The organism is Parapedobacter flavus, from assembly GCF_035818675.1.
Lineage (GTDB): Bacteria > Bacteroidota > Bacteroidia > Sphingobacteriales > Sphingobacteriaceae > Parapedobacter > Parapedobacter flavus.
Map to the genome: position 1 here is coordinate 104,567 of NZ_JAYKZZ010000009.1, position 21,609 is coordinate 126,175.

At 51.7% G+C, this 21,609-nt stretch carries 17 protein-coding genes; 9 read left to right on the forward strand and 8 right to left on the reverse strand.

All coding sequences use genetic code 11. The features are described 5' to 3' along the window. The first annotated feature begins 16 nt into the window (after positions 1–16). Together fmt and U9S71_RS08570 are read left to right on the forward strand one after the other, a co-directional pair. Positions 17–955 carry a methionyl-tRNA formyltransferase gene (gene fmt / locus U9S71_RS08565; protein WP_326326755.1) on the forward strand — a complete coding sequence of 313 codons (939 nt, stop codon included), beginning with the start codon at positions 17–19 and terminating at the stop codon, positions 953–955. 259 nt (positions 956–1,214) lie between these two features. Further along, positions 1,215–2,075, forward strand: coding sequence for a sigma-70 family RNA polymerase sigma factor (locus tag U9S71_RS08570; protein ID WP_326326757.1), 861 nt, complete (start codon positions 1,215–1,217; stop codon positions 2,073–2,075). An 82-nt stretch (positions 2,076–2,157) separates the two neighbouring features. Here U9S71_RS08570 and U9S71_RS08575 read toward each other — a convergent pair whose 3' ends face one another. After that, entirely contained in the window at positions 2,158–4,989 is a 2,832-nt protein-coding gene (locus U9S71_RS08575; RefSeq protein ID WP_326326759.1) for a M16 family metallopeptidase, read from the reverse strand. A gap of 164 nt (positions 4,990–5,153) precedes the next feature. Between U9S71_RS08575 and U9S71_RS08580 the strand changes: the two genes are divergently transcribed. Beyond that, positions 5,154–5,723: a hypothetical protein gene (locus U9S71_RS08580; protein WP_326326760.1), complete on the forward strand. Its 570-nt coding sequence runs from the start codon at positions 5,154–5,156 to the stop codon at positions 5,721–5,723. 3 nt (positions 5,724–5,726) lie between these two features. Beyond that, positions 5,727–6,212 carry a hypothetical protein gene (locus U9S71_RS08585; RefSeq protein WP_326326762.1) on the forward strand — a complete coding sequence of 162 codons (486 nt, stop codon included), beginning with the start codon at positions 5,727–5,729 and terminating at the stop codon, positions 6,210–6,212. A gap of 14 nt (positions 6,213–6,226) precedes the next feature. Here U9S71_RS08585 and U9S71_RS08590 read toward each other — a convergent pair whose 3' ends face one another. Next, complete coding sequence (locus U9S71_RS08590; RefSeq protein ID WP_326326764.1) at positions 6,227–7,630, reverse strand: sialate O-acetylesterase; 1,404 nt, start codon at positions 7,628–7,630, stop codon at positions 6,227–6,229. Between the two features lie 95 nt (positions 7,631–7,725). Between U9S71_RS08590 and U9S71_RS08595 the strand changes: the two genes are divergently transcribed. Beyond that, the gene (locus U9S71_RS08595) at positions 7,726–9,090 is read left to right on the forward strand and encodes an exonuclease domain-containing protein (protein ID WP_326326766.1); all 1,365 of its coding nucleotides are present in this window, start codon (positions 7,726–7,728) and stop codon (positions 9,088–9,090) included. Between the two features lie 12 nt (positions 9,091–9,102). On the opposite strand, the gene U9S71_RS08600 is transcribed toward U9S71_RS08595, so the two are convergent. Then, positions 9,103–9,459, reverse strand: a complete 357-nt coding sequence (locus U9S71_RS08600; RefSeq protein WP_326326767.1) for a DUF6970 domain-containing protein — start codon at positions 9,457–9,459, stop codon at positions 9,103–9,105. 77 nt (positions 9,460–9,536) lie between these two features. Between U9S71_RS08600 and U9S71_RS08605 the strand changes: the two genes are divergently transcribed. Both U9S71_RS08605 and U9S71_RS08610 read left to right on the forward strand, forming a co-directional pair. Next, complete coding sequence (locus tag U9S71_RS08605) at positions 9,537–11,000, forward strand: glycoside hydrolase family 76 protein (RefSeq protein WP_326326769.1); 1,464 nt, start codon at positions 9,537–9,539, stop codon at positions 10,998–11,000. Positions 11,001–11,024: 24 nt separating this feature from the next. Continuing rightward, positions 11,025–11,378 (forward strand): DUF4180 domain-containing protein, encoded by a 354-nt coding sequence (locus U9S71_RS08610; RefSeq protein ID WP_326326770.1) that lies wholly within the window; start codon positions 11,025–11,027, stop codon positions 11,376–11,378. A gap of 4 nt (positions 11,379–11,382) precedes the next feature. Here the strand turns inward: U9S71_RS08610 and U9S71_RS08615 are convergent, their stop codons facing one another. From U9S71_RS08615 to U9S71_RS08630, 4 genes are read right to left on the reverse strand one after another with little or no spacing between them, the layout of a single operon-like run. Then, a complete protein-coding gene (locus U9S71_RS08615) occupies positions 11,383–12,507 on the reverse strand; it encodes a cytochrome-c peroxidase (protein WP_326326772.1) in 1,125 nt (374 codons plus the stop codon). 17 nt (positions 12,508–12,524) lie between these two features. Beyond that, positions 12,525–14,045, reverse strand: coding sequence for a DUF6850 family outer membrane beta-barrel protein (locus tag U9S71_RS08620; protein ID WP_326326774.1), 1,521 nt, complete (start codon positions 14,043–14,045; stop codon positions 12,525–12,527). A gap of 9 nt (positions 14,046–14,054) precedes the next feature. Then, complete coding sequence (locus U9S71_RS08625) at positions 14,055–15,254, reverse strand: DUF4876 domain-containing protein (RefSeq protein WP_326326776.1); 1,200 nt, start codon at positions 15,252–15,254, stop codon at positions 14,055–14,057. A 22-nt stretch (positions 15,255–15,276) separates the two neighbouring features. After that, on the reverse strand, positions 15,277–18,069 hold the full coding sequence (locus tag U9S71_RS08630; protein ID WP_326326838.1) for a TonB-dependent receptor: 2,793 nt from the start codon (positions 18,067–18,069) through the stop codon (positions 15,277–15,279). A 328-nt stretch (positions 18,070–18,397) separates the two neighbouring features. Here U9S71_RS08630 and U9S71_RS08635 point away from each other — a divergent pair, with 328 nt between their 5' ends. Both U9S71_RS08635 and U9S71_RS08640 read left to right on the forward strand, forming a co-directional pair. After that, complete coding sequence (locus tag U9S71_RS08635; RefSeq protein ID WP_326326778.1) at positions 18,398–19,294, forward strand: hypothetical protein; 897 nt, start codon at positions 18,398–18,400, stop codon at positions 19,292–19,294. Positions 19,295–19,378: 84 nt separating this feature from the next. Beyond that, complete coding sequence (locus tag U9S71_RS08640) at positions 19,379–20,260, forward strand: hypothetical protein (protein ID WP_326326779.1); 882 nt, start codon at positions 19,379–19,381, stop codon at positions 20,258–20,260. 716 nt (positions 20,261–20,976) lie between these two features. Here U9S71_RS08640 and U9S71_RS08645 read toward each other — a convergent pair. Further along, positions 20,977–21,426 (reverse strand): cold shock domain-containing protein, encoded by a 450-nt coding sequence (locus tag U9S71_RS08645; protein ID WP_326326781.1) that lies wholly within the window; start codon positions 21,424–21,426, stop codon positions 20,977–20,979. Between the last annotated feature and the right edge of the window lie 183 nt (positions 21,427–21,609).

A 21,609-nucleotide genomic window follows, 5' to 3' on the forward strand; every position in this document is an offset into this window, starting at 1 on the left:
AAATACGAATTATAACATGCGCATCATCTTCATGGGTACGCCCGAGTTTGCCGTTGCTTCGCTTGCCGCCCTACTCGATGCAGGCAATGACATTGTGGCGGTGGTAACCGCACCCGATAAGCCGGCGGGCCGTGGCCGCAAACTACATCAATCGGCCGTAAAGGAATACGCCCTTACCCAGGGAATACCGGTTTTGCAACCAGAGAAGCTGCGCAATGCCGATTTCCTTGCCGAGCTCAGGGCCCTGCGGGCCGATCTACAGGTGGTCGTAGCCTTCCGGATGCTGCCTGAGGTCGTCTGGAGTATGCCCCCACACGGCACAGTTAACCTGCATGCCTCCCTCCTGCCCCAATACCGCGGCGCGGCGCCCATCAACCATGCGGTGATCAATGGCGAGACGGAAAGCGGTGTCAGCACGTTCCTGCTGCAGCACGAGATTGACACCGGCCATATCCTTTTTTCCGAGCGCGTAGCTATTGGCCCGGACGATACCGCAGGCGACCTGCACGACCGGTTGAAGGACATAGGTGCTGCCCTGCTTGTTAAAACAGTGCATACCATCGCTACGGGTACCGTCGAACCCGTTCCACAGGCTCAGCTCTCCATCGGCTCCGAACTTAAGCACGCACCTAAGATTTTCAAGGACGATGGGCGGATCGACTGGCACAGGCCTGTAGACGAGATATACAACCTGATCCGCGGACTTAGTCCTTATCCGGCCGCATATGCCGAGTTGGATAGCCACTCCATCAAAATTTTCAGGGCTGCGAAGGAGAAGGTCAACATATCGTATCCTGTCGGCACCTATGTTACCGATGGCTTATCCTACTTAAAAGTTGCTTGTCCCGATGGTTACATCCATATACAGGAGTTGCAAATGGCCGGAAAAAAGCGGATGGATATCAGCGCCTTTTTAAGAGGATATCGGCCCTCCTCTGTCACAATTGTTTCATAATCAAACAGGTTAAAATCACGGAAGCATCCTTTTTTCAGCGTTAACAAGCTGATTTATAACGCGTAACGCTGCATGCCACAGCGCTCGCACTATCTAGTACGTCATATACTTTGGAACACTTTTTGAGGTAACGATTAAGGTAAAAAAATCGGATAATTTCCTCTAAATCAGACAACTTTTTCCGAAAAAATCAGTTTATATGATTAGAAAAACCGTATTTTTGCACTCTTTTTAGAAAGGAAGGTACTTAACAGATTAAATGAGACAGCTCAAAATTACACAATCCATTACCAATCGCGAGTCACAATCGTTAGATAAATACTTGCATGAGATTGGTAAAGTAGACTTGATTACAGCCGAAGAAGAGGTGATCCTCGCCCAGAAAATAAGGGAAGGCGACCAGGCCGCTTTGGAGCGGTTGACGAAGACGAACCTTCGTTTCGTCGTCTCCGTGGCCAAGCAGTACCAAAACCAAGGGCTCACTTTGGGCGACTTAATCAACGAGGGGAACCTCGGATTGATTAAAGCCGCTAAGCGTTTTGATGAAACTAAGGGTTTTAAGTTTATCTCTTACGCCGTATGGTGGATCCGTCAATCCATCCTGCAGGCTATCGCCGAGCAATCGCGTATTGTCCGTCTTCCATTGAATCAGGTAGGTTCGTTAAGCAAAATCAGCAAAGCATTCTCCAGGTTGGAGCAGGAATACGAACGCGAACCCTCACCTGAAGAATTGGCAGACATCCTCGAGACCACGGTTGATAAGGTTTCCGACACATTGAGCAATTCCGGGCGCCATGTTTCCATGGATGCACCGTTCGTGCAAGGTGAAGAAAACACATTATTGGACGTGCTCGAAAACGCCGACCCGGATACGGACAGCACACTGATAGACGAATCGCTTTCCGAAGAAATCAAACGGTCATTGGCCACGCTCACCGAGCGCGAACGTGAAATCATCGTATTGTTTTTCGGCCTGGGTTCGAACCACCAATTGTCTTTGGAAGAAATCGGCGAGAAATTCAACCTCACTCGTGAGCGTGTGCGCCAAATCAAAGATAAAGCGTTGCAACGCCTGCGCCACACATCACGCAGTCGCATCCTGAAATCTTATCTAGGCTAATATACATCAAGGTCTACAACAAGGTCTAAATGACAAAACGCCCTGACAACCATCAGGGCGTTTCTTGTTCCACACGCGGGTATTATTGCGCTTCGGGCATAAGCACAAATTTAAATAGTCGCTCTTCCCCAAGGTATTTGTTCGCTACGGCTTTTACGCTTTCCGGAGTCACCTTACTCAGTTCATCCACATACTTTAAAATGTAGGCAGGGTCCTCATTGCGCTGGTAAGCGCCGGATAAGTGGCCCAACCAAAAGCTGTTTTCGCGCAACTGCACTTCCAACTGGCGTTTCTGTTCGCTCACGAACTTCTCGATGTCTACTTGCTCCGGACCATTCTGCTTGATTTTATTAATCTCATCGAGTGCCGATTGCATCAGCGGTTCCACCATATCCGGGCTGGTTCCGTAAGCCACACTGAAGGAATACCTAAAGCGCGGCGATTTCGAGTACGATGCCCGTGCGGACACACCGTAGACCCCACTTTCGGCCTCGCGCAGGCGTTCGATCAATTTAATGTTCAAGATGCTTTCCAACGCATCGAGTTGCATATTTTCCGCTTCTGAGTAATCGTAATCGCCAAAATAGTAGAGCCGTACGCTCGATTTCTGTTCCTTCCCCCGATATACCGTGCGCTCCAATCCTTCCTTAGGCGGATAAAGGCCGAGGTCGCGGGCTTCCTCCTCCCTATCTGTACTCGGCAGGCCGCCAAGATACTGCAATATCAAAGGCATCAGCTCATCTTCCGTAAAACTCCCCACAATGGTCACGGTAAAGTCGGACGCATCTGCAAAACGCTGCGTGTAAATGGCATATGCCATCTGGGGGTCTATCTGGTCCACTTGTTCTACCGTCATGCTCGTACGGCGGATGTTGTGATCATACAACACGGCATTGATCGTGTCGGAAAATACGGCGTTAGGATCGTCCAATCGGTTGGCAAGCGAGGCTTTTATCCGTTGCATATACCCTTCAAAAACCTCCATATCCAGGCGTGGTACCGTAAAATAAGCATATATAAGTTCAAATGCCGTCTGCAGGTCTTTCTTCCCACTGGTGGCGTTGAAGCCTTCCGACAGCTCACTGATGTACGGCCTTACCGACACTTTCTTGCCACTGAGGTATTTCGACAGTTGGGTAGCGTCATAATAGCCGAGACCACTGCCGCCTACCACACTTGCTGCATAGGCCGCCGAGAGAAAATCTTTGTCATCATAAAGCGACGTTCCCCCGGGACTGAAAGCGGTTATTCTTATTTCATCATTCTTGAAATCAGTTGGCTTAAGCACTACACGTACACCGTTGCTTAATATCATTTCCGTTACGCCAAGCTCAGGGCGCTCATTCCGTTCGGTAACCGTCCCCGGCTGCGGTAGCTCTTCCAATAGCGGCATCTCCTGCACGTTGTCGTCATACGGTTCGATATCCGATGCCTTTATGGCAGTCAGCCATCCATCCACGGTCTGTTCGTCGGGCAGGCTGTCCCGATCTTTTTCGGGGGCCAAGATGAGGATATCCCGGTTCACATCGGTATAATACTGGTCCGCCAGTGCATTTACGTTAGCTAATGCAATGGTGCCGATGAGTGATTTACCTAAGCGGTAGCGATCTTCATTGCTCAGCGCCCGTTCGTCTTGCAGGAAATGGTTTAGGTAGGTACCTACGTAGCTTTCCGACTTCCGTTTGTCGCGTTCGGCATATGAAGATTCTACACTGGTGATAAAATTACTTTTGGCACGCTCCAATTCGGTGGCCGTAAATCCATGCCGTTTGATGCGTTCAAACTCGGTGACCACCGCCTCAAAACCACGTTGTATCTCACCAGGCTTCGCGGCCACATACATCGTAAAAGCATCCAGCCCCCGTAGAAATCCGCCAATGCTGCCGCCACCCTGGATGAAAGGTGGATCCGACTGGCGTGTCAGTTCCGCAAAGCGGGCTCCGGCCATCTGGTTGAAGAGCGACTTGGTAAGCTGCATGCGGTAGTCGCCCACTGTTTTCACCGTTGCCTCGGGGTGCTTGATGATGACCTGGACCACGGTCTGCGGCATTTCGGCGTCCGTTACTGCCATAAACTGGTTTTCGCTCGTCAATGGGATGGTGTACTCCGCCCTCGCAGGTGCATCTGCAGGGTTCTTCAAATCTGAAAACAGGGCCTTAACACGCTGTTCCATATCCGCCACGTCGATGTCGCCCACAATGATAAGTGATTGCAGATTAGGTCGGTACCAGTTGTGGTGGAAATTTCGTAGCGTCTCGTGGTCAAACCCCTCAATCAGCTCGCGTGTGCCTATCGGCAGCCGCTGTGCGTATCGTGAGTCGTTCAATATCATCGGGAAATATTGGTCGCGCATACGCTGCTGCGCCCCCCTGCCACCGAGTAGCTCATTAAGTACAACACCGCGTTCCTTGTCTATTTCCTCGCCATCCAGCAGTGCATCCTGCGCCCAGTCGCGCATCACCTGTAGGCCGCTGTCCAGCAGGGCCGGGTCGTCCGATGGGATGGGCAGTTGATAAACCGTTTCATCAAACGAGGTGTACGCATTCAGGTCGGAGCCAAATCGCACACCGGCCCGCTGCAGGTAATCCACCAGCTCATTTTTCGGGAAGTTTTTGGTGCCGTTGAACTGCATGTGTTCAAGGAAATGGGCCAGTCCCCTTTCGTCATCCGTCTCTAATATCGAACCCACCCTCGTGGCCAAATACATCACCACGCGGTCTTGGGGCTCTTCGTTATGACGTATGTAATAGGTGAACCCGTTGGCAAGTTTACCGCGCAGCACTGTGGTATCCATCGGCAGTGTGTCGGTCAGCAATAAGCTGTCTACCGATGGCAGTGCGTTGGATATGGCCACCTGCGGAGCGAAAAATAAGATAAACAAAGGTGTTGTCAGCAAATAAAATAATCGATTCATGTTGTGCATTTTATGTTGAGCATATAAAGGTTAATGGCCGCGATGAAAATCGGCTCGTGCCAAAAGTAGTAAATATTTTTTTTGATGGGTGCGAAAATAATGTTAATCGCAAAACGTTGGAATAACTTTTGCAAATCGATACCTTTGAAAATAAACGTATACGTATGGCAATATCTATCCGCTTACTATCGATGCTGTGCTTGGTCACGATTTTCGGGGCCTGTGGCAGCGACAAATCCATCAGCGACCGTGTGGCGCTGGGCGAAATAAGCTTCTTTCTTGAATCCAACCCGGTTTATGAAACCGCCGAGATAGATTACGGCGAGGTAAAATTCAGTCAGAAACAGGATGCCGATCTGTTCACCGCATATGAGGCGCTTGAAAAGAACGGCTACGTGACGATGGAGTTACTGAAGGAACGCAAACGGTTCCTATCGAAAGACAGCATCTTCATTTATTTGGTTAAACTTACGGACAAGTCCATCCCTTTTGTGTTGGAAAAGACAGAAAAGCGGGCTAAGGTAAAAACGGCAACATACGCACTGGATGAAGGCGGCGGCGCCCATATTGAACAAACCGGTAAGAACCGTGCTAAAGCCACAGTAACGCTTTCAAAGTCCGAAACGGATTTCGCCGACTTCGCCAAAAAAGGCGCGGACAATAATGCTTCATTCATTAAAAAGACCTATTCGTTGCGCTTCAATAGTGAAACGGGCTGGGGCGTAACCAAATAGACGATGAAAGGCTTGTCCACCCTCATTGCCATACAGGCACTCCTATCCACCATTTCCGGCGTCTTGCTCTCGCAGATGTCGTTTATCGGCAAGGTCGGCATCAGTGTGATGTATCGCGAATACGGCCTGTTCAAAATTTGGTGGCAAACCGCTACCTTACTGTTTGTCATCCAGCTGGCCCTGCTGCTCGTACTATGGCTAGTGAAGCGGCTACTGGTCCGCCGACTGGCATTTGCAGTATTCCTACTCTTCCTGCTTTTCGGGCTGGTGGGTGCCTATTTCACCTACCTCGATTTCACGACCACCACCCACCGGGTAATGAAGGCGAATTTCCACGCAGGCGTTTACCTCTTTTGGGGCACGTGGGCATTGGTGTGCATCTATTTCATGGCGGTGCCCCTGAAAAAGCGTCAGCGCAGTGGGGCCATAACTGAATCGGCGGAGGGCGATACCCCCGTGGCACCGCTTCCGCCGACCGATCGTTCTTAAAAGTCCCATCGTTCTTAAAAGTCCCAGTTATCCGTCCGGAATGGAGCGACTGGCAACCCGTTGGTGTTAAACAAGTTGGGCATAGCCGTTTCCGTAAAACCGAAGCGTACTGCTACAGGTTCGGTCACCTCGGGCGACGATACGATGAGTTCATTCCCTTTGATGACACCCTGTGCCTCGTGGAAAACATGATCGGCACCAGCGATATAGAGGTCCGTAATCCGGTCGCCTTTCACCTTCAATCCATCTGTGAGGTAATCAAAAGAAACCGCAATCGCTTTACCCTGCACCCGATGTGTTTTATACAACGGTGACCGATAATCCGAGTCGTTTCGCACCCCGTAGTGTGCATTCAATGCGATAGTGGCCAGCCTATTGGCTACTTCCCGCTTTTGCGCGGGATGGATATTCTTGATGTCGTCCACGAGGTCGCTCACAACCACCATGCCCGTGTTAGGCAGGGTCTTCGCCGTCATGTCCTGCTGTTCGCGGAGAAGCGCCGCCAATGGCTGTTCATTACCGTAGGTAAATGGAGCAATCTGCACAAAATAAAAGGGTAGCTCCGCGTCCCAGGCCATCCGCCATGAGGTCACCATGGCGCGCATCAGCTTATCATAGCCTTGCCATGTACCCACGTTGCTTTCGCCTTGGTACCAGTAAAAACCCGATAGTGCGAATGACGTCAACGGCCTGATCATGCTGTTCCAAAGTACGCCGGCATCATTTGGCCGATAAGGTGATTCGCCCTGTAGGTCGCCCAGCCGGTGTAGCTCTTTGTCATTTTCAATGAGGTAGTCGGGTGTCCATACCTCGGCTGGCGTGCCGCCCCAGGAGGCATTGATGATGCCGATGGGGACGTCCAGCTCCGCGCGTAGTTTCTTTGCAATGAAATAGCCAATGGCCGAGAACGGCTTCAGCGACTCGGCGCTCAGCGTCTGCCAGTTGTTGGGAATATCGTCTTGCGGATAATCTGCCGCGGTTCGGCTTACCTGCAGTAAACGTATTTGGTTGTCGTTGGCTTGGGGCAGCTCATCCAGTATTTCCTGCAATTGTTGATTACCGCCCCATTCCATGTTCGACTGCCCCGAACACAGCCATACGTCGCCCAATAGGATGTTATCTAGCGTGATTTTGGTTCCTGCTGACGCAATTTCCACCTCGTAAGGACCGCCCGCTTGGGTAGTGGGCAGTTGGACCATCCAGCGGCCGCCGTTGTCGACCGTAGTCTTTACCGTGTCGTCAAGCCACGAGGCTTTGATGGTCACCTCACTGGCGGCGTATCCCCAACCCCAGATATTGGCGTCCGCATTTCGCTGCAACACCATGTTATCCGATAGTACGTGCGGTATCCGTAGTTGACCGAAACAGGCGAGTTGGAGTGCCACCGCGAGGCACGTAAGCAGAAACGTTTTTCTCATGTTTGTGTTATTTTAAATCGACCGCCAATATAGAAAAATAGGCCGGAAAAATAAATCGGGCACCATCAACTAATTAATTTAGTACTTTTGCATGCATGAAGCCATCCACCACTTCCGTCCAATACGCTATCGTGGATATCGAAACCACGGGTGGCTACGCATCGGGCAGCGGCATTACCGAGATTGCCATCCTTATCCACGACGGGCATCGGGTTGTCGACCGTTATGAAACGCTCATCAACCCCCACCGCCCCATACCGCTGGCCATCCAAGCCCTCACCGGCATTACCGACGCGCTCGTGGCCGATAGCCCTGCGTTTCACGAAGTGGCCCCGCGTATATACGCGCTGCTTGCCGACCATATATTTGTTGCTCACAACGTCAACTTCGACTATTCGTTTGTAAAACACCACCTCGCCGCAGCAGGGTATCACCTCGACGTACGCAAACTGTGCACCGTACGGATGAGTCGCAAGCTGCGCCCGGGTCTCCCATCTTACAGCTTGGGGAAGCTTTGCGATGCGTTGGGTATATCCATCAACAACCGTCACCGTGCGATGGGGGATGCCGAAGCGACGGCCATCCTGTTCGGTCAATTGATGGAGGGCGATACACAAGGGGTCATCGTCGATATGCTGAAGAAGACATCGAAGCACCAGCAGTTGCCCCCCAACCTACCCAAGGAGCAGTTCGATGCACTTCCCAACGGCATTGGGGTTTATTATTTCCGCGATAAAGGCGGCAAGACCATCTATGTAGGCAAGGCTCGCGATATCCGCAAGCGGATTGCCCAGCACTTCACGGGGCACACCCCGCAGTTACAACGCCAGCATTTCCTGCGCCACATCCATTCCGTTACGTATGAGCGCTGTGGCACCGAACTGATGGCGCTGTTGTTAGAAGCCGCCGAAATACAACGCCTATGGCCCGCATACAACCGGGCACTGAAGCGCTTCGAACCCAAGTTTGCATTGTATGCGTATGAAGATTGTGGTGACTACCTACGCCTCGCCATCGGGAAGCACGGTAAGCACCATAACCCTGTGCATGTTTTTCATCGGCACCTCGATGCGTACAACCTGCTCCACCGGCTCATCCGAGAATTTGACCTCCATCCGGGACTTTGCGGCATAGGGAAACCCATCGCACCACCCCCTCCCAGCACCCACAACCCAAGAATACAACAAGCTATTTACCACCTTGGGCACCATCTGCCCACCTTTGCCATCATCGATCAAGGGCGCAGCGGCGATGAGAAAAGCTGCATTTGGGTAGAACAGGGCAAATTATATGGCATGGGTTACATCAGTCAGCATGCCGACCTGGCTACTCCGGGGGCGGTCAAGGAGGCGCTCACCCCCTATCCCAGCAATCATTACATGATGCAGCTTATCTACAGCTATGCCGAAAAGCATCCGGCCGTCGTATGGAGGCCGGATCTGCATAGCCAGCAGGTTTAACACGGTACTTCGTTAATCGGGTTGCTCGCTGAGCGGATTCCGCCACACTTCGCGGATGAACTTGGCATGGCCGAAATCCTCTCCGTTTACCTTGTTATTGCCAGCGAACCCACCAAGCCCGCCAATCACCTTGCATTCGGCATCCTTTACCTCCGAAACCCAATCGCAGCAACAGGCGCTGTTGAACACGTAAACGTATTGGTTTTGGAAAACGTATTCGGTCACCACCGCATGATCACATATCCGGTCCGAAGTTGAGAAGGCCGCAATCTCCTCGCGCATACACGCCGTCAAGGCGCCTACGTCGCGTTTTGAACACGATAGCATCGTGGCAATCAGCAACAGGGCAATCATTCGTAACTTGTCCATTACTAAGTCGTATTTGTTTGGTAATACGAATATCGGGTTTATTTTGCTACACCGCAATTGTGTAAGTTTGCGCCCATATGATGAATACACATTTCGCTTTATACTGCACACTCACGCTGATGGCTGGCTCGGCCGCCGTGTTAAACCCATTTACCAACAATGCGGCCCCCGTTCGTTTTTCGGCGCCTGTGGATCGTATGGCCGTTGCCGACCTTGCCACACAGAACCTGCATAGAGCCATGGAACTCGCAGACAGTGCTTTCACCCATTACTTTACCGGTGAGGGCATGGCGATGGCCCGGTTTTATGATCCCTATACGGGTGACCACTCGCAAGAGAAGGGAAGCGTATGGATGTATACCGCTGCCATCGAGGCAACAAATGCCATCCTGCATGCGCTCCAGACGCACAATCCCAACAACCAATCCCAGCTGTACAACGCACACACCACCCGTTACCGCGACCAGCTCGCACGGCTTTACGACAACCTGGCCTATTATCGCGGCACGTTTGAGCTCACCTCGTTTACGCAAACCAGCGAATGGTCTGTCTACGGCGTACACCGCGCCACCACCAAGGGACGTGCCCAGGTTGCAGGCAAGGAAAACGTCTATGACGACCAGCAGTGGCTGGTACGAGAGCTGCTCCATTCGTATAAGCTTACTGGCGAACCAAGATATCTTGAAGAAGCGGAATATCTTACGGCTTACGTACTTGATGGGTGGGATTGTACGCTCAATGCGTCTGGCAAAGAACATGGCGGCATCCCATGGGGCCCGGGCTATACCACCAAGCATGCATGCAGCAACGGTCCCTTCATCAGCCCCTTGGTGTGGTTACATGAGCACTACGCGGACAGCGATGAGGAAATCACCCACCGGTATATTACGCCGGACGGCAGCCGGAAAGCCACCGTCGTGAAAAAGTCCGACTATTACCTCCAATTTGCCGAGAAAGTATACGCTTGGCAGAAAGCTCATCTCCTGCGGCCGGATGGCGTATATGACGATTTCATGGGCGGCGGCGGCAAAATCCGATACGAGAAGGTGGATGGCGTGCCGTACCGAGCACATACCCCTTTGCATCAACAGGTGGGGCCTCCATATTCGTATAATGCAGGTTCTCCACTATCCGGTGCGGTAGACCTCTACCGCGTTACCGGAAAGCCGGAATATCTCGACGATGCCAAGCAGCTTGCTGATGACAGCTTCCGCTATTTCGCGAAGCCGAGTGATCAATTGACGGGTTATTATGAATTTAAAGTGAAAGGATTCAACAACTGGTTCAACGGTGTGCTTATGCGTGCATACATGGAGGCCTATCCGATATACCGTGGTGCAGAACCATACCTCCACCCGTTCCAACAAAACCTCGATTATGGCTACACCCATTTCCTGCATCGGGGCATCCTCCCGCCCGACCTGCTAAACGGATGGACGGATGACCGCCGGGTGGAGGGGATGTTTGCCTTTACGTTTGCGGCCCAATATGCGCTTCTTTCGGAATATGCATTATCTTTGACATCATCTTATGTCTTTTAGGAATTGACAATTGGGCGAATGGATATGGAATTTCAGGCAATCGGGAATACAGGAATCGCAGCGGTCATTACTGGCGAAGTCATTGTCAATAACGCGGAAGACGGCGTAGACTTGATTGGAAACGCATACTATCAAGGGTTTGACAAGATCTTGCTTTATAAAGAAAACCTTTCGTCCGATTTTTTTGATCTGAAAACCGGAATGGCGGGAGAAATTCTACAGAAATTTTCCAATTACCGGGTTCGGCTAGCCATCGTAGGTGATTTCAGCGAATATAACAGCAAGAGTTTGCGAGACTTCATCCGCGAAAGCAACACGGGTAAATTGGTTAACTTCCTTTCGTCCAAAGAAGAGGCGATCGATCGATTAACGGTTTAGTGGTTCACCGAGGTAATTCGGGGCGCTGCATACGGTATTGCGTGGCCGTTATGGCACCGAGAAAAGCCACCACAGCTTCCTTTTCATCGGCTGTAAGTTCTAGGGGCCGCAAGATGGGGTCTGTCACCGGATAGAGCGGATCGGCCGCTTTCTCTTCGGCCGATGGATTGATCATGTGCATGCCACTGTTATAAATATTTACGACACCCATGATGTTTGAAAACAGTCCATTATGCATCCATGGATCATTATGCATTACATCGCGCAACGACGGTGTACGGAAACGCCCCACATCTTCCGGGTCTTTCGTTACCTCATAGCGACCTAGGTCTTCGTATTTCCGTTTGTAATACGTCAACCCGATATTGTGGAACTGCTCATCGGTAAAATGCGGTCCGAAGTGGCAGTTCATGCAGCGCGCCTTGGTGCGGAAAAGGTGTAGGCCTTTGATTTCCTGGTCGGTCAATCGTTCATACTCTCCCTCCACAAAGCGGTCGAAACGGCTGCGGCGACCAATGATGGTCCGCTGGAAAGCGGCCAACGCCTCCCCTACACGGTCGAACGATGCCACCGAATCGCCATACGCCTCAGCAAACAGTTCGCGGTATCGGGGGATGGCCTCCAGTTTTTCCCGAATCTCCTGCGGATCTGAGGCCATTTCATGGTGCGCCTCAATGGGGCTGAGCACTTGCGATTCGAGGGTTAGTGCGCGGCCGTCCCAGAATAGCGATTTGCGTGCCCCCACATTCAAGAGCGATGGCGTATTGCGCATGCCTTGCAGGTGGTCGTTCCCCAGTGCTACCGACCGCTGGTCGGCCCACGACCGCTGCGGGTCGTGGCAGCTGCTGCACGATATCTGGTTCGATCCCGAAAGCAACGGGTCAAAGAACAGCAATTTACCCAGCGCTTCTTTCGGCTGGGAGATGATCCGGAAATAGCTGGTGTCCGGGCCGGGCAGTGCTTCAAATTCCTGCCAATGTATACCACTATCGATATCGGGCGTCGGCCACTCCGTTATCGGGCGGCTATACAGTGCCCGCAGGCCATCATCTTCGCCTTCAGGGGTCAGGAAAGCCGACCCCACTACGAAAACGAGTAATCCTGAAACGACGAGAAGCGCTTTATACATGTTGCAAAAATAATGGATTAAAACAAAAAGCCGACATTTACGCCCAGCATGCCGCCACGGTGGTCCGCATCATAGCAGACCAGTTGGCCATCGATGTTCACAAACCCCACCAGTGCCGGGTTTAGCTGTACCTCTGTCCGTAAGGCGGCCTTCCAGCGCTGCTGGCTGGCCGAGAGGTAGGCGAAATTGCCCGCAAGCATTTGATAGATCCCCCTGCCAGGGCTTACGTCGGCCCATTGCGACACGATGGCGGTTGCCGCCCGGTGGTTGTAGCCCAGTTGGGCGGTCAGCCACGTAGCCGACCAGCTTTTGGTAGCCGATAGATGTACTCCCCCATGCAGGTAGCCCACTTCCATCCGCCGGGTGGGATCTACATATGCCCTACTGTTGTACACATAACCGCCGGTGCCGGCTATGGCCCACCGCAGGGACGGGCCTTCCCGCTCGAAAGCGGCGTTAAGCGCAAGGGCATAGTGATCATGGACATAGCGGAGCGCCTCATCAATTTTTGTCATACCCGTCTCCGCATCGCGGTTGTTGAAGCGTGCTTCGTAGCCGTTACGTTGCTGTAGCTGCCCCTGCGCACCTGCATATAACCGTTTGTTACCCCATTCGGTGGCATAGCCAATAGCTCCTGACCAGGTACCTGCTGATATTTTAGCTATGGGATCTAAAATGTTCGACAGTTCCTTATCCATTGAAAAACGGCGGTAGCCGATATCGGCCATCCATCCTTGCCGGCTTGTCGGCGCCAGGTAAACCGTGGGTGCCCAACTGTAGCCGGTATAATACGCATCGGTGCGCGTACCCGCCAGTAGCGTGTTGAACACGCCGAGCCCAGCATCGTGGTACACGAGGGGGGTCCCCACTTCGCTGACAAAGTCGAGGTGGTTTACCTGCCTATACCTGCTACCGCCGAGGCTGGTCGCTAGTTGGTAACGGGAGCTGATGGCCACGCTGGCCGCTAGGGTGGCGTCGATGTCGGCCACCACGGCATTCAATCGGGGGTCGCGGTCGCGGTATCCTTGGTCGCCACGGAAACCCGCCTCGGCACCATAGCCCCAGCGCCCGTGTTGCCACGCATAGCCACCGCGGAATGCGTAGCGCTCGGTTTGGAGGCTGCCCCCCACCGTATCGGCCATCACATAAGGCGCGATGATTTCGTAGTCCAGCGACTCGTTGTAATTCACCCCGAAGGTGCGCTTGTTTTGATACTGGGCATCGCCCCACAGGGTGCCTTTCGCGACGTGGCGTAGCGATGCGGCGCTGACGCCCAGTTGGCGGTAGCCACTTCCCTCCTGGTAGATGTACCTGTCGCTGGACTCGTACCGGTGACCGGCATCAATGGTCGATACATCCCAGCTGCGCAAAAAGCGCTTCAGGGATGGCGAACGGTAGTGTTGGTCGACCAGCCGGACCACCACTGATTGCTCTGTGCGTACCCGCTGGACGATATCCACGGTATCCTGGGCGCATACCGGGTATGCGCCCAAGATCACCAGGGCTAGCACATAGAGGATGGACAACCTACCGTACATCGCAACTAACTAATTGGCCAGTGAAAGTGCTGCTTCCGGTTCGAAATCTTCGGTGGAGTTGTTAGTATCTTGCAATACCTGGCGACCATCTGCCGTAGTGGAAGCTACCTTGCGGCGCACACTCTTACCGTAGCGGTTGTCATCGCTGTTCACTTTACCGCAATACGTCCAGCCCATATCCAATGAAGGGTCCGTCACGATCCATTCAAATTCCGATTCCACGCTGAGGTTCACGGCATCCACGATCCATTCGTTCGGAATTTTGTAGGATGCAACAGTCCGCATGGAGCCGCCACCCCTATCGTATTCGTATTCATACGCTTGTTGGGCTTGGAAAGCTTCCACATCCCCTTCAAATTTGGCCAGCACATAGCTCTTGAAGCCGCGGTTGTGCATAGTGAGGTAAGGCGCTACGTTGACGAGGTCGGTTACCTGGGGATTATCCACATTGAGGGCTGACAGCAGTTCCACTTCAAAATCAGCGCCGCTCAGGTCGATCGAGTTGGCATTGAATTCCCGGTGGTCGATGGCGTTGTTTGCCACAACAACAGAAGCTCCGGGCTGCACAGGATAATCATCGCCATCGCCGGGAATCATCACGATGGTAGCGCTGGTGAATGCCGATGCCATTACATCAGGGGTGTATTCGCGCTTGGTGGTGGTGAGGAAGTCCGATTCGGCGAATACCAAACCATCGGCATACAATACGACGTCTGAGTTGTTGTACACCACGAAATACTTATCACCATTGTACGTTTTGCCTTCCGGGGTTTGCGAACCCGTGAAATAAATCTCGCTGAGTACAAATCCGGTTTTGTTATTGTAGAGAAACAGCTCCAGTGTTAACGCTTTTTCCGTTCCCGAGATGACCACCCCGTTCTGCACACCGCGTACTTCACCGTCATAGTCAAACCCATCGCGCGAATAGCTGACGCTACCGATTACCGTAACGGCATACGATCCAGCGGGTGCATCGATGGTGAATTGGCCGTTCTCGAAGACGGTGGCGCTGTACGTCGCGCCGCTATTGATCTCGGTGAGGGTTAATGTAGCCGCATCGATGGAGACGTTGTCGATGCCTTCGGGGTTGGTCACCGCTACGGTTACCGCAGTACGCTCCAGGGCTGGGACGTCCTTCTTACATGCTTGGAAGGCGAGCGCTATACCCAAGACCAGTCCAAGTGTTTTCAAAATACGTGTGTTACTCATGATTGATAATGTATGATGTTTATTAAAAATTAAAATTTAATTCCATTCCGAAATAAGGGCCTTGGGTATCCCTTCGCGAGTATCGGACACCATATGACTCGTAATCCGGTGAATATACCAGTACCCGATTTACGAACATAGATACGCGTATCTGATCGCGGAACACTTTGGCGGCTTTGAAATTCACTGTCGTTGCAAAGGGTACCAACCGGCGTCGGAACTGGGCATCGGTAACCGGGTCTACGAGCCATTGCAACACCGGGTCGTTTGCCTCCGTTTCGGTATATGGGTGCGTTTGCCCGTCTATCCCTTGGTAGGCCACGGGTATGCCCGTGCGCGGTATGGTCTGTTTTACCTGGAACCATTCGCTTTGCACCGAGACGTACGTATGCAGCCCGATCCGGGGCAGATAGCCGTCGGCCGTCAAGTTTGTGTTAAACAACTGCCGATCATAGCTTTGGGCGTGGTGTTCATAAGTACCCACATACTGGTAAATATCCCCATTACTATCGATAGCCGATACCGGTATCCGCATGCCGTATCTACCCGTATTGCGGTATTTCGTGTGGAACCAGGCGCCGTTTAAGGTCATGCGCATATTCAATAGCGTCATCCGCCGCGATGCGAACTGAAACTCAAGCCCTTTTTTCTCGATGGTAGAGTTGTTTCCTGTTTTACCGTATCCCTCATATTCGGTGACTTCCCGGTATTCAAAGTCGTCTAGCTGCGGCGGCGCCGTTAGCGCACCAGCATCTATGGACGTGCCATCGTACTGGCGATAGGTAAAGGGGAGATAATGGTTCTCCGACCGGAAAGCCGACCCCATGTATTCGTAAAAATAAGTGATGGAAAGGCGGTTGCCCAGCCATTGCCAGTCGCCAAATACTTCCCATTTGTGGTTCACCGCTGCCTGAAGCGCAGGGCTTTCGCGGTCTACGATGTACGTCATTACGTTCGCCTTCCGGTATTCGGGGTTATTGTGGTAAAAATTCAGCTGGATAAAGTCGACGTACTGGGGGGCTGGGTATAATTGCTGGAGGGTGGGCGTTTTGGAATGTCGGCCGTACCCACCCCCTATCGCCATCCAAAGCGGCTGCCCGCCAACGTCTACGGCAGGCAAGTTCCAACGGAGGTTCACCCGCGGATCGAGCAGTACCTTACCGGTCAAGTCGTAGTCGTTGGGCAGGTTAAGCAGCCGCATGCCGCGGATGCCCAGTCGTGCCGACAGGCGGTGGGCGCCCAACGCAAGCGTCGCCAGGTCTTCCCCATAAAGCGCTGCGGTATGCATGGCCGGGATGTCGCGGAAGGCGCGCGGCCGTCCGGTAGTTCCCAATTGGTTAGGTGGGAAATCAAGATCATACACTTCCCCATCGCCAAAATTCTTGCTGTAATTGCTTTCGGCACCCAGCTTGATCGCATGGCGTATGCCACCCGTGCGGGTGTGCAGTTGTAGTTTTGCCTTTACCATGGCAGTAAGTGGCCGGCCGCCCACCCACAGATGCGCCGCATAGCTTGGCGTCATGTAGTGGGCATCGTGTGCACCTTCTTCCAACGCGTTGGCCAGTATGGTGGCCGAACGTGCCTGGATCCATTTCACCTGGTCGATCTCATCCTGTTGGTAGTTCACGTTGGTAGTCACCTCGAGCGACTGCCACAGGGGATGTTCTTTCCACGACCATTGCAGCTGGTTGTATAGTCCGTACCGGTTGTAGGTAGATCGGTACCGATCTACCGGTGCATAGCCATTATCGGGATCCACCTTATCCCGGTCAATGTTGGTTTGATAGTCCAGTGCGGCATTCCAGCGAAGTTTCCCGCTTTCGCGCAGCCAGTCTTTCGTCGTCCGTAACGACGCGTTGATGCGTTGGTAGGTCTCGAAGTTGTTGGTCGGGTTCTGTTTGGCATCCAAAAAACCGGCATCCAGATTAATGGCTAGGTGCTTCTTTTTCACATCGAAGCCCTTGCCTATCGCCACCAGTTTCGAAAAGCCATCGGCTTTCGCACGGAGGGTGTATGGTCGGGCGCCCTTGCGCCGCTCAATCTCAATGAGCCCGCTGGTCAGGTCGCCATACTCGACCGAAGGGATGCCCCGCACTACCTTTACCGTTTCGATATCGTCGGTGGTGATGAAGCGCATGTCTACCCCAGCGTTTACCGCACTCCGATTATAATCGGGCCCCACCTGGTTTTCCCCCGCGGTGCGGACAGTGCTTTGCAGGTTCGCGTTGGTGTTGATTTGGGCGCCGTCGATAACGAATGCCGTGCCGAGCGAGCTTGTCTCGTAGTCGCCCCTACCCGCTAAACCCACCTCGCGCAGGTGAATCCGGTTAGCCTCGGTCAGCAATGGGTCGGCCGATTGCCCGCCGGGTAGCAATTCCAGTAAATCTGTGAAACTCGCGGGCTGAAGAAGTTCCATCGCTTTCCTATCGATCACGGAGGCTGCGGTAAGATCCGTCGCCTCCGAAGCCGTTACATACACCTCGTCAATGGGCCGTTCGGCCGGCTCCAACAGCAGATGCAAACTGTCCTCATACGGTATTTCAAGTGATTGCGTCAACACCGCGAAGCCCAAGGTTTTCACTTCCAGCAGGTAATTGCCCTGGGCCAACCCCGTGAAACGAAATGACCCGTCTTCGTGGGTTATCGTTAATAAGTGTTTATCCCCTAGGTTCAGTCGTATGGTGATGAAGCTGATCGGCTGTATAGTTTTTTTATCCACAACGGTTCCGGCAATTGAATGACTAGCCTGTCCAAATGCCCCTGACGGTACGATCGCCAATAGGCCAACAACAATAAATATAGCAGCGGAACGCACGTATCTCAAACTTTTTAATAGGCCTAATACTATTTAGACTTATTACTAATTGCGCAAAAGTACGGATTTATGTGAAGCCTGCAAGTTAAAATGCAAAAACGTGCACCGCGCTATTTTCGTCGGTTTATTTTTCTATTTTTGGTTTGACTATTTCTTATGTGGTATTCGGTGGCCCGCCGTCAGTTAAGGCCGAGAGGCTTAGGCGGCCGAAATGAGAATCAAATTAAAAATTTAACGAATGATAGGTAAACAATTATCAATCATATTATTATGCCTACTACCAAGCATTTATTCGTGTGCTCAGAACCGCTCCGAAGAACCGCAGCTTATGACAATAGAACAGCGAATCGCACATCTGAAAAATAGCATAACGCACTACGATCAGCAACCGGTATACCGATTACAGATCGAAACAACGAACGCTTATAAAGTGATGATTAACGGTTTTCCCGTAGGCAATAACTTTGGAAACATCACTCCCCATCTCAACGTCATCGTTAATCATGCCTTGTTAGAAAGTGGCGACCAGCGGTTAGCCATCCAGGTGCACCCATCCTACCATGAAGATGGATCGGCGCAGGCACTTTCCGACCGAGACGATTTCAGTTTGCGTATTGTACGGACCGGGTTGGCGAATGGCGAACAGCAAGCACCGGAAACCATCTATGAATTTAACCTGCGGGATCAAGAAGGATATGCCGATAAACCTACATTTGCTCTTGAGGATCATTTTGAAGCGGGTGTCCCCTATCGCTTAAACGGGTGGAGCGAAGCGCAACCTTTCAACGTATCGGATAGTGTAACGATAAAGAAAAAGCTGTACGCCGCATATAAGGAAATGATTGAGGCCTATGAGAAGAAGGATATTGATTTTATCTGGAATGCCTACCTGGATGCAGATGCCGAATGGTATCAGTCTGAATATCTCGATGCCGCGGCGATTGAAGATTTTCAACGTAACTATATGCGACGGGGGAAGACCTATACCTACGGCCGGGCCACCGAAGCGATAGATGGCGTTCGGTTCTTTCCGCTAGAAAATTTCAATTTAGCTTTTTATTGCGATAACAAAATTGCCTGTCTTGAGTTTGCTTCGGATAAATTCAAGGGGGAGTCGAAATTCGCTTACCAAGCGGTGGCCTCTTTAGGCAGGAATGAAGTGCAGTTTTTTGATTTGTTTTATATGCAAGATCCAAAGAGCGGTGAATTGGTCGTTGTGCGGTAGCGTATGAAAGTCGTCGTTTTATTACTGATAACATGCTGCACGTCAATCAGAACGATTGCGCAATCTAATGTACCAGATTTCGCGATGGAACTCAAAAAGCTGTTGGAATTGCATTTTTCGGGAACAGCTATCCGAGATGTAGCTGCTGATTTTATACTCAAATACAATGCTATTAGCAATGAATACGAGCTAGGAGGCGGTATCCGGCAATTGATCGAATCCCCGTCGATCGTCGCTATTGAGCAAAAAACCGCCAGTTTGCGCCCTTCGGCGGATACGACGACCTTCGCAGGCACCGTTTATTTTGATCGTTATACAGCTCATGCGGTCGTGAATGTCCATCCTGTCAATCAAGCGAATAGCGTATTTCATACGGTATCTACTGTACTGAATCCAAAAGGTGGGCTGGAGGCATTTTCCCGACGCTTTCATGATTTCTTAAGAAGCCGACATGGTAGGGAGACCGACACAGAAACCGTTGAGAACCTGTCAACGTTCCGATTTCTGGTAGAGCGGGACGGCTCACTGATGCCGCTGGATACCGGTATAGCCGAAACGTTGTTTCGTGCCTTTGCGCGACAGGAGATAAAGTGGTCGCCCGGAATTTCGAGTGGACCGCCGTCAAGAAATGAAGTGACTTTGCACCTAATCACCGAATTTATCCGTACCGGGCAAGGATGGCCAGATGAATATAATTGGGTAAGCATCCGCAGACTACCTCATTTCGATATCGGCGAACAGCTTACCTATTGCGTAACGAGCAAGGCGTCGCTACCGCCAGGATTGGTGGTCATTTCTGCAATACGCGACCCCATGTTGGGTACCTACCGTTGGCCAATGATCCATGGCGGCCCTGCCGAAGCTGCTCAATTGCTCATTAAGGATATACAGGCGGCTTTCGAAAAAGGAACTCCCCTCGAACATCATTCGTTATACAGACGGGTTTATTTTTATCGAGACAGGTGAAGGTGAAACGGGCGGTAAACGGGGGCAATTCAGATTGTAGCTAGGCAGCTTTCACCTTTAGTATGTCGGTGGCACCCGGGAAGATGTCCCGTAATACACTGTAAAAAACGAAACTGTGGTCCGACACAATGTTGTCTCATGTCAAAACAATACTGTTACATACCGGCATAGCATACGTTCACCCCATTACAACATCGTTTCGAGTGTACACAACGTTATGTGGGGTCAACCCAGCATCGTTCCGACTTGAACCAATACCCTATCGAACCGGCACAACACCGTGTCGAGTCAGCCCGTGCTTGTCTTGCCGCATCCAAGGGCTGTGGTAACGCAATACAACGTTGTCCCGCGTCGCTATAACATTGTAGCGACTAGATACAGCCTTATGTTGACGAGTGACGATGCCGTCTTCACTTGACCTAACAACGTTCCGGCTAGCCACAACCTTGTGTCGATAAGAGACGATGCTGTCTCGACGCGACCTATTATCGTTTCGACTAGCGATAGCCTTGTATTGGGGCAAGACGATACGGTTTCGATGTAACATGTTATTGTGTTGGCATGCTACACGCCGTGCCATATATTATATGTAGGGACATATAATAGGGAGCCGGTCGGACTAATCCGGTGGATAGTTTGCGGGATGAGCAATTGATGGAATGAACAATCGGGGCTTGCTAACGCATACATGACCGAGGTATGAAGGTAATTACTCACTAACGTTTTGCCACTGCCGTAGCCTGCATGCCGCGAGGACTCCGCATGGGGGTATACGATACCTTATCGCCTATGCTTAGTTCCGTAGTTGGCTGGGCAAAGCTGTTCACGTGTACGAAAAGGCGCTCCTGGGTTTGGTCGTTGACAATAAACCCGTATCCTTTGGAAGGATCGAAATAACTGACAACGCCAGTAGGTGTAGCATCGGGGTCTTCAGGGAGGGCTCTGGGGATGTCGATGATAATGTCTTCCGCCGCCACTTTATAAGCGTTTTTCGGATCGGGTGGCGTGTCCGAAAGGTTTCCGTTTTCATCCACGTAAGCCATCATTTCTTCGAGGCTTTTTTGTTTCACCGGCATTTGCCGCCGCTCATCCCTACGGAATTCTTTTTCTCTTCGTCTTTCAATTTTTTTCTTTCGTCGTTCTCGTTTGCTAAATGTTTCTGCCATTAATTTGTCCTTTTTTTTATTTTATGTTGTGATTATTTTTTTAATGAATGTTACAAAGCCACCCACGGCTTTTGCCACAGGTGTACCTCGGGTTTCAGAAAGGGAAACTTATCAGAAAGCGGTGCCGGAAAGCAACGCCAAAGCGTATGTGTAAGCTTGATTCGTCATGGAATTGCACGAATA

Bases quoted from the DNA above. Each gene is read 5' to 3' on its own strand.
- U9S71_RS08575 (WP_326326759.1), bottom strand. From the start codon at position 4,989: ATGAATCGATTATTTTATTTGCTGACAACACCTTTGTTTATCTTATTT.
- U9S71_RS08605 (WP_326326769.1), top strand. From the start codon at position 9,537: ATGATGAATACACATTTCGCTTTATACTGCACACTCACGCTGATGGCT.
- U9S71_RS08615 (WP_326326772.1), bottom strand. From the start codon at position 12,507: ATGTATAAAGCGCTTCTCGTCGTTTCAGGATTACTCGTTTTCGTAGTG.
- U9S71_RS08610 (WP_326326770.1), top strand. From the start codon at position 11,025: ATGGAATTTCAGGCAATCGGGAATACAGGAATCGCAGCGGTCATTACT.
- U9S71_RS08585 (WP_326326762.1), top strand. From the start codon at position 5,727: ATGAAAGGCTTGTCCACCCTCATTGCCATACAGGCACTCCTATCCACC.
- U9S71_RS08635 (WP_326326778.1), top strand. From the start codon at position 18,398: ATGACAATAGAACAGCGAATCGCACATCTGAAAAATAGCATAACGCAC.
- U9S71_RS08645 (WP_326326781.1), bottom strand. From the start codon at position 21,426: ATGGCAGAAACATTTAGCAAACGAGAACGACGAAAGAAAAAAATTGAA.
- fmt (WP_326326755.1), top strand. From the start codon at position 17: ATGCGCATCATCTTCATGGGTACGCCCGAGTTTGCCGTTGCTTCGCTT.
- U9S71_RS08600 (WP_326326767.1), bottom strand. From the start codon at position 9,459: ATGGACAAGTTACGAATGATTGCCCTGTTGCTGATTGCCACGATGCTA.
- U9S71_RS08625 (WP_326326776.1), bottom strand. From the start codon at position 15,254: ATGAGTAACACACGTATTTTGAAAACACTTGGACTGGTCTTGGGTATA.
- U9S71_RS08580 (WP_326326760.1), top strand. From the start codon at position 5,154: ATGGCAATATCTATCCGCTTACTATCGATGCTGTGCTTGGTCACGATT.
- U9S71_RS08595 (WP_326326766.1), top strand. From the start codon at position 7,726: ATGAAGCCATCCACCACTTCCGTCCAATACGCTATCGTGGATATCGAA.
- U9S71_RS08640 (WP_326326779.1), top strand. From the start codon at position 19,379: ATGGAACTCAAAAAGCTGTTGGAATTGCATTTTTCGGGAACAGCTATC.
- U9S71_RS08620 (WP_326326774.1), bottom strand. From the start codon at position 14,045: ATGTACGGTAGGTTGTCCATCCTCTATGTGCTAGCCCTGGTGATCTTG.
- U9S71_RS08570 (WP_326326757.1), top strand. From the start codon at position 1,215: ATGAGACAGCTCAAAATTACACAATCCATTACCAATCGCGAGTCACAA.
- U9S71_RS08590 (WP_326326764.1), bottom strand. From the start codon at position 7,630: ATGAGAAAAACGTTTCTGCTTACGTGCCTCGCGGTGGCACTCCAACTC.